Below are 7851 nucleotides of genomic sequence, written 5' to 3'. Positions count from 1 at the left end.
ATGAGTAGAAAAGGTAATTGCTGGGATAATGCAGTAGCAGAAAGCTTCTTCAAAACGCTAAAATCCGAGCAGATTTACGGTAATAAGTTGATTACCAGGGATCAGATGAAAGCAGAACTATTCGAATACATAGAAATCTGGTATAATCGAGAACGTCGTCACTCCACATTGGGAAATCTTACAATTGAGCAATTTAATAACAAAGAGCAAAAAATTAAAAAAGCTGCTTAACTAGCACTGCCGATTTTATTTGCAAGTCCAACTCAGAGAATATGTTTATTCTAAAAAAGCTATAAATGGAAGAGGCTAATCTAAAAGCGAGGATAAAAAGGAATATGTTAGATATCCTGTCCGGAAAATCGTTTAGAGACGAAACTAGTGAAATCATTAAACATCTAAATAAAAGCGATGCAAATGCATTCGTTGGCATTCAAAGAGAAGATGGGATCTATACAATTATTGGTGCCGAAAAAATTTATTATATGACGCCTTTAATGACTAAAGGTGATATGCCAATCGGTGAATTTCTAAGTGTTTTAACAAAAAATGCAATGACGCTCGGCAAAACTTCAACCTATGAGTTTGTCAAAATTAGTGAAAACAATACTGTTTGGGTTATGAATGCCGAAACGATGAATGCTTTATGGAATACGATGCTTTTGCTGGATTGCGTGAGTAAATCATGTTGAAATCTCCTGCTTCCAGTTTTGCAGATCCTATAATTTTATCAAGTGAATAGATGACAGCAGTTGGATGTCCCGCCTTTTCACCTCCCCATTCCCGCCATTCACCGAGTTTTCCTGATCGTTGGTCTAAAGCCCATAGGCTAGGGACCTATTGTGTTGTAGTTTTGAATCAACAAATAAGAAATAAAAAACTAACAATATAAAATAAAGACATTATGAAAGCATTAGTAAAAACATTCGCAGCAGCAGCCTTAATCGCAGTATCCACTTTCGCTATGGCCGCTGAAGGACCAGGTTCCAAATCAGCAAAAACAAACGTTAACTTTTCTACAGCAGACTTTGCCTTGGAGCACTATGTTGCGGTAACGACACAGGGTGAATCAGTAGGAGTAGAGCAATTGTTCGCCGAAGATTTCAACCAAAAGATCCAATCTTCCAAGGCACAAAATCACAGCCGTAGTGCCGTAGTTAAATTATTGAAAAAGCAAAAAGGAGAGAAGCTCAACTGTGTAGTAAGCACCGATATTCTTGAAGAATCAGCTGACTATATGATAGCCAGAGTAACCTTGAAATTTGAGAGCTTCACCAAGACTGACCTGGTTACCTTAGTACATGAAGGGGACAGCTGGAAAGTATCCAATTCAATCAATTCGTATAAATAGTATCTAACTAACTAGTGATCTGCCAAGCCCGGTACAAGGCAGATCACTAGTGAATCATATGTTTATTTTAAGGCCACGTCGTGAGATGTGGTTTTTTTAGTATATTATTTCTGCAAACGTTAAATAGAATTGCCGTTCTTTTTTTTATTTTTGATATATTATTAATCTTTAATTTATGAACAAACTCTTTTTTTTTATAGCTTGTTTTTTCATTTTAAATATTTGCCATGCTCAAAATATTGAGGTAATCAAATTAGCAAATCAATTTATCGATACGTTGGAAGCCCATTCTTTTATGCGGAGCAAGATTGACTTTGACCGATTACGTACAGAGACCAATAGAAAGGTTAAGAATTTAAATAAGACAGATTCATTATTGTCAACGTTTAAAGAAATAGTTTCCGGATTAAAGGACCATCATTCCAGTGTCGCTCGTGTTAAAGATACAACTGATAATTTGGCATTCATTAAAATGATCGCAAGTACGACGTATGAGAAAGAAGGAATGTCTCCGCTCAATTTTCAACATCGTCTAATTGAAGATAAATATGCATATATCAATGTACCTGGTGTACTTTTGGAGCATAGACGCTACATTGATACTTTACAAAAACAGTTGTTTGAACTAGATGGAAGGCATCCGAAAGCCTGGATTATTGATTTAACTGAAAATGATGGGGGCGCTTTTGTACCAATGGTTACTCCCTTTCATAGCTTAATTGATACGACTCAAACTTTTTCTTATTTTGATGGAACCTTAGATAAAGATGGCAAGGAGGTTTTAATAGATAAATTTCAGATTCCCCAAAATGGTTTATATATTGACGATAGCATTGAAGCTAAATATTGTAAATTCGATACCGTCCAAGCCCAACCGCTTAAATATAATCAGATACCCATTATTGTTCTGGTCTCTAATATCACTGCAAGTTCGGGCGAAATTGCAGCGAGCCACTTCTTAGGACAAAAGAACGTCACTTTAATCGGGGCAAAGACGAATGGTTTAACTTCGAGCAATGAACTTTATTATGTGGATAAGGGTTATTCCGTTAATTTAATGACAGCGTTGTTGCATGATCGGAAAGGGAAGTCTTATCATGTTGGAGAAGGTATAAGTCCAGATATCATCGTTGATTTTGATTATCCGGAAAACATCAGAACTTTTAAAGAACGCTATCGATTTACGCTGGAAAAAAAATCAGTATTTATCAATAAAGCGATTGAGTTTTTGAGAGCAAAGGGGATTTAACTTCGAATAATGAAATTGCAGTTGATAAAGTAAAAGACAGATGGACGAAAAGAAACTATTTGATTTGTTTTTTTCAAAACAAATTAGTGTGGGCAATTTATCGAAGCGTATTTTACGGGTATATCATCTTCTTATGAATATATCTTGGTCAAGATTACTAAAAGAAGGTAAAAGATATTTTGTGAATACAATTGCTGTATGCATTGCCGTATTTTTTGTTGCTATTTTATATATCTATTAGTAAGTTCCATTAACCTCCCCATTCCCGCCATTCACCGAGTTTTCCTGATCGTTGGTCTAAAGCCCATGGGCTAGCGGCGTATTGTGTTGTAGTTTTGAGTCAACAAATAAGAACAGATAAAAAACTAACACAGTAAAATAAAGACATTATGAAAGCATTAGTAAAAACATTCGCAGCAGCAGCCTTAATCGCAGTATCAACATTCGCTATGGCCGCTGAAGGACCAGGTTCAAAAGCAGCAAAAGCAAACGTTAACCTTTCTACAGCAGACTTTGCCGTTGACCATTATGTTGCGGTAACAACCGAAGGCGAGTCGGCAGGAGTAGAACAATTGTTTGCTGAAGACTTCAGCCAAAAAATCCAAGCTTTCAATGCACAATCTCATAGCCGTGAAGCAGTGGTTAAATCCCTGAAAAAACAAAAAGGTGAAAAGCTAAATTGCACAGTAACTACTGACATCATTGAAGAGTCAGCAGATTATATGGTGGCTAAAGTGACTATGAGATTCGAAAATTTCACCAAGAACGACCTCGTGACTTTGGTGCGTGAAGGTAATATGTGGAAAGTATCCAAATCAATCAATTCGTATAAGTAGTATCTCATCACTGGTGGTTTGCCAGTCATAGAAAGGCAAACCACTAGTGAATCATATGTTTATTACATTTAAGGCCACGTCGTGAGATGTGGCTTTTTCTGTTTGTCTACTTGCGAACAATTGTCAATTGTTTTTTAAATATCTCTATAATTTTCTACAACAATAAGATCAATATCTTCATAATCTTTGGCAACGCTGTTAATGATAACCTTTACATCATCCCAAACTAAACCACCCAAACCAGCACCTATTTTTGGTAGCGCGATTTTGTCAATTCTATTTTGGTGCGCATATAAAAGCATCTTTTGAAAGGACTCTTCAATAGCATCGAGTTCTGCTTTGGTTTTCCAGCTTTTTTGGGTGCCAAGATTGAAAACAGTACCTTCACCATAGTTATAAGCGAAAACGTCACCTAGGTTGAAACCACCACTTTTACAAAGATTTTTATATTCCAGATACATTTGTCCATATTTTTCCTTGAATTGTAAGGCGATTCCTTTCCCCATTGCTCCGGCACAATTACAGCCATGGGCATAATTTTTTACAACAGATAAATTGAATATATTTCCGAATTCCAGATAGGTAACCATTTTTTTTAGTTTTTATTCCGTTATATAAGTCATTTTTAAGATATTGTCTTTTTACCATTTCAAGGGTTGAGATTCCTCTTTCCAGATCAGCAGTCTGAATTCCTCGTAATGGTTTCCGTCACCGATCGTGTGTTTATCGCGGTGTCCTTTACCCAACAAAAGTTTATGGATCATACCACTACAAGAGGCTACCCATAAAGTAAGACCATCATCTGATACAGTGATTCCACTTATTGTCGAACCTAAAAAGTGTTGCCAGCGTTTTTTTCCGTTTTTATCAAAGGCTTTAATATAACCATAAGCATCCCCGAGAATATAATAGTCGTCAATTGCTACGCCAACATATACCCGCATGTTGTCATCGATCACGTTGTATTGATCGCTTTCGGTGTATGGTTCAATATTCGCTCCCTTTAGTTTATCAGCATCTATACCGATTGTTATACCATTATAGAAATGGCACGAATTGGTGATCAGTTGGCCATCATCATGAGAAAAAAGACAGAAATGGGGATAAGAAGACTGCGGGCCAATATTTCCTAAAGTATTTCCCTCCGCATCCATAATAGCGTGGTCATAACATTGGTCACCTGCAACAATAAATGTGTTGTCATTAGACAATGTTGCATTTTCCATATCTATATTGGGAGACCAATCCTCATCATTACTTTCATTAAGAGGATGGATAAGTTTTTCTGCATCTTTGTCAACTAGATAGATTCCTTCAGAAGTGACGAGGAGAATTTTTCTACCATCGTTAAATGGGATAAGCTCGGTGATACCAAATTTAGCGGTTTCGTTCAGCATGAATTCGGCAATCAATGTGCCTTCCCAGCCGTTATAAGTAGAGATTTTCCCTGGTACCGCTATCGCAAAGATATTATTGCGTTTGGATTTGCCAATTGCAGTGATATTATCTTCTAGTTCCAGTATTATATCATTGTCCAGTATATAGGCCTGTCTTTTCTGATATGATGTGCCGGTCAGGAAAACAATCTTTTGGTTGTCAATGAAATGAAGCATTTCTATACTTTGCCCTTGTTTTTCCAAAAAGGGTATGAATGGTTCGTGAGCAGGTGGAAAGCTTTCCCGGAATAAGTCAGTTTTTTGCTCTCGATTTGCAGTTCTAAGGAGATTAAGGATTTCATTCGCTAGATGGTTTCTATTGTCCTGAGGTTCTTCTCCTTTCCAGTTTTCCCAACCATTTTTTTCTCCAAATTCCACCATTTTATTTATTGCAGTGGCATATTGCTCGCCCTTAGAATTCCACTCTTCCTGAATATTGGGCTTATTTTTTTTAAAAAAATTAAACATGCTTATTATTTAAAATGTCGTATAGAAGTCCAGTCATCCACTTCACACTTGGATTTTTCGGAGAATGAATATGGGCAAAATTATTCTGAAATGCAACTCGTTTTACCTCCCCATTCCCGCCATTCACCGAGTTTTCCTGATCGTTAGTCTAAAGTCCACAGGCTAGGGGCCTATTGTGTTGTAGTTTTGAGTCAACAAATAAGAACTAAAAACTAACAATATAAAATAAAGACATTATGAAATCACTAGTAAAAACATTCGCAGCAGCAACCTTAATCGCAGTATCCACTTTCGCTATGGCAGCTGAAGGACCAGGCTTCAAATCAGCAAAAGCAAACATTAACCTTTCTACAGCAGACTTGGCACTGGATCACTACGTTGCGGTCACTACCGAAGGCGAATCAGCTGGAGTAGAGCAATTGTTCGCTGAAGATTTCAACCAAAAGATCCAATCTTCCAATGCACAATCTCATAGCCGTGATGCAGTGGTCAAAGCCTTAAAAAAGCAAAAAGGCGAGAAATTGAACTGCACAGTAACTACAAACATTATCGAAGAGTCAGTAGATTATATGATTGCCAAAGTAATTTTGAAATTTGAAGATTTTACCAAGACTGACTTAGTTACGTTGGAGCGTGTGGGGAATGAATGGAAAGTCTCCAAATCAATCAATTCGTATAAATAGTTCCTTATCACTGGTGGTTTGCCAGAAGCAGGAGACAAACCACTAGTGAGTCATATGTTTAATTAAGGCCATGTCGTGAGACGTGGCTTTTTTACATCAGGCCCTTTTTCCTAAGGTTACACTGCATCGTAGTTTTTAAGCGGGTTTATATAATTTCAAAATATTCGCTTGATTCGAAAACTTGGTTGTCAATCAATATTTTTATTTTTGTCTTTCCCTTTTTGTTGACCGTAGGAACCATAAATTCCATTTCTCCAAGTTTGACAGATATTGGGCTAACCTCCATTTCTCCGATCCCGATTCTGTAATAATTTGTATTTGCACCCCGTACTTTTAATTTGACAATATCTCCCGGAGCGCCTTTGGTCGGATAGAAGCTATCTATGCTTAACCCATTTACCTTGATGACTTTACGATCAGCCTCAAAAAAATTGCCACCATACTTTGCATAGCCTATTTTTATATTGTTATCCCCTTTTAAAAGGGTAAAAGGACATGGGAATACAAGTTCGCCATTCTTAGGAAAGCCAAAATATACCTCGAAGTCACCCAATTTGATAACATATTCTTGATTGGGGAGGAAATTCCCTTTTATACGTATCGGGTCTTCATAATAACCCGTCCCAGCGTCTACAGCAGTAATACGAAGGTTTTGAACGATCAATTGGTCATTGATTTTAAGATCGCCGTATACGTTGCTATTGATGGCTATAGGATATTTTCCTTCCGGAATGTCCCCAATATGTACCGGAATGTCCTTTTCAAAATCAATCATAGCAAGATCTCCCTCATACTTCCCTATTGCTAATTTATACTTGCTATTGACAAGATATTTGAAAAAATCGAGTCCTTCAAGTGCTGTATGTCCAAAAGGGTGCACTATTTTATACTTTAGTGCTGCGGTTTTCATATCGGGAACCTCGAGATTCCATGTTTCTTTGAGGTAAATTGTATCCTGCCCCCAGATGTAGCCTAATTTATAGGAATGTCCATTAAGTGGGAGGTAAGGGGCATAATAATTATCTTCATAGCGCAGTACTTTGTCACCTAAAATAATTTTGAAGTCGTGATATAAGTGATCAGATAGCCCAATAGCCTTCAGCTTGATTGGGTCTGTATAATAATGTGTGCCTGGATCTGGCGGTAATAACCGGGCTGCAATTTTATAACTCAATAGATATTGTCGAACATCCTGATAATTTATTTTTTTTGATAACACCACACGAACGTTGGCCCCATGGTATAAATTTTTATTTGGCATCGTAAAAGTTAGCGATTCTTTGTCTTTGTCCAGTGTAAAAGGGATTTCACTATTCTCGCCGTAGTAATTTCCGACAGAGAGTTTAAACAAATCATCTACCTGTTTAAATCGGCCCTTGATCGTGATGATATCACCGGGACTAGCATATTGTATTTTGGAGTTGTCTACCCAAATATCATTTACCGTAAAAAATACAGGTCTTCCTTCATATGTATTTTGATCAGTCTTTACATAAAAAATATATTGATAAATTTCACCAAGTTTGAAAGTCGATTGGAGGTCATAACTTACTATACCCACTTTTGCTTGTTTTCCTAAAGAGATCGTTCTGAAGGTTGTTTCTTCCCTTAATGCAATCTTAAAGCCATAGTCAAGTATCTGTTCATCGTTTAGATAATGGATTTCACCATATAAAATGGCATGATTGTTTTTGAGATCCCCAGCCTCTAAAGTACCTACTGTTATTGGTGTTTTATCAATTACCTGTTCATCCTTTTTGCATGAACCAAAAACGAAAAATAAAAGAATTATGTAAGTGAATTTGATAATGTGCTGCTTCATGGTCTTTGA

The 7851-nt window shown here is 36.9% G+C and carries 9 protein-coding genes; 6 read left to right on the top strand and 3 right to left on the bottom strand.

Annotated features, from left to right (window positions below):
- The 5 genes from D7322_RS07350 to D7322_RS07325 form a co-directional block, all read left to right on the top strand.
- The coding region (locus D7322_RS07350; protein WP_147430323.1) for an IS3 family transposase at positions 1–231 on the top strand (231 nt) is incomplete at its 5' end.
- A gap of 65 nt (positions 232–296) precedes the next feature.
- Positions 297–689, top strand: a complete 393-nt coding sequence (locus tag D7322_RS07345; RefSeq protein WP_121122748.1) for a hypothetical protein — start codon at positions 297–299, stop codon at positions 687–689.
- A 212-nt stretch (positions 690–901) separates the two neighbouring features.
- Complete coding sequence (locus D7322_RS07340) at positions 902–1348, top strand: nuclear transport factor 2 family protein (protein ID WP_121122746.1); 447 nt, start codon at positions 902–904, stop codon at positions 1346–1348.
- 175 nt (positions 1349–1523) lie between these two features.
- Positions 1524–2597 carry a S41 family peptidase gene (locus tag D7322_RS07335; protein ID WP_121122744.1) on the top strand — a complete coding sequence of 358 codons (1074 nt, stop codon included), beginning with the start codon at positions 1524–1526 and terminating at the stop codon, positions 2595–2597.
- A 389-nt stretch (positions 2598–2986) separates the two neighbouring features.
- Entirely contained in the window at positions 2987–3433 is a 447-nt protein-coding gene (locus D7322_RS07325) for a nuclear transport factor 2 family protein (RefSeq protein WP_121122740.1), read from the top strand.
- Between the two features lie 134 nt (positions 3434–3567).
- Here the strand turns inward: D7322_RS07325 and D7322_RS07320 are convergent, their stop codons facing one another.
- Both D7322_RS07320 and D7322_RS07315 read right to left on the bottom strand, forming a co-directional pair.
- Positions 3568–4023 carry a macro domain-containing protein gene (locus D7322_RS07320; RefSeq protein ID WP_121122738.1) on the bottom strand — a complete coding sequence of 152 codons (456 nt, stop codon included), beginning with the start codon at positions 4021–4023 and terminating at the stop codon, positions 3568–3570.
- 51 nt (positions 4024–4074) lie between these two features.
- Complete coding sequence (locus tag D7322_RS07315) at positions 4075–5337, bottom strand: hypothetical protein (RefSeq protein ID WP_121122736.1); 1263 nt, start codon at positions 5335–5337, stop codon at positions 4075–4077.
- 236 nt (positions 5338–5573) lie between these two features.
- Here D7322_RS07315 and D7322_RS07310 point away from each other — a divergent pair, with 236 nt between their 5' ends.
- Positions 5574–6020 (top strand): nuclear transport factor 2 family protein, encoded by a 447-nt coding sequence (locus D7322_RS07310; RefSeq protein WP_121122734.1) that lies wholly within the window; start codon positions 5574–5576, stop codon positions 6018–6020.
- A 145-nt stretch (positions 6021–6165) separates the two neighbouring features.
- On the opposite strand, the gene D7322_RS07305 is transcribed toward D7322_RS07310, so the two are convergent.
- Positions 6166–7842: a hypothetical protein gene (locus D7322_RS07305; RefSeq protein WP_121122732.1), complete on the bottom strand. Its 1677-nt coding sequence runs from the start codon at positions 7840–7842 to the stop codon at positions 6166–6168.
- Between the last annotated feature and the right edge of the window lie 9 nt (positions 7843–7851).

It is taken from the genome of Sphingobacterium puteale, from assembly GCF_003627955.1.
Taxonomy (GTDB): Bacteria; Bacteroidota; Bacteroidia; order Sphingobacteriales; family Sphingobacteriaceae; genus Sphingobacterium; species Sphingobacterium puteale.
Note: the sequence above shows the minus strand (reverse complement) of the source record. Positions and strands in the feature narration are given on the sequence as shown.

Coding starts and splice junctions, on each gene's coding strand:
- D7322_RS07345 (WP_121122748.1), top strand. CDS start 297: ATGGAAGAGGCTAATCTAAAAGCGAGGATAAAAAGGAATATGTTAGAT.
- D7322_RS07340 (WP_121122746.1), top strand. CDS start 902: ATGAAAGCATTAGTAAAAACATTCGCAGCAGCAGCCTTAATCGCAGTA.
- D7322_RS07335 (WP_121122744.1), top strand. CDS start 1,524: ATGAACAAACTCTTTTTTTTTATAGCTTGTTTTTTCATTTTAAATATT.
- D7322_RS07325 (WP_121122740.1), top strand. CDS start 2,987: ATGAAAGCATTAGTAAAAACATTCGCAGCAGCAGCCTTAATCGCAGTA.
- D7322_RS07320 (WP_121122738.1), bottom strand. CDS start 4,023: ATGGTTACCTATCTGGAATTCGGAAATATATTCAATTTATCTGTTGTA.
- D7322_RS07315 (WP_121122736.1), bottom strand. CDS start 5,337: ATGTTTAATTTTTTTAAAAAAAATAAGCCCAATATTCAGGAAGAGTGG.
- D7322_RS07310 (WP_121122734.1), top strand. CDS start 5,574: ATGAAATCACTAGTAAAAACATTCGCAGCAGCAACCTTAATCGCAGTA.
- D7322_RS07305 (WP_121122732.1), bottom strand. CDS start 7,842: ATGAAGCAGCACATTATCAAATTCACTTACATAATTCTTTTATTTTTC.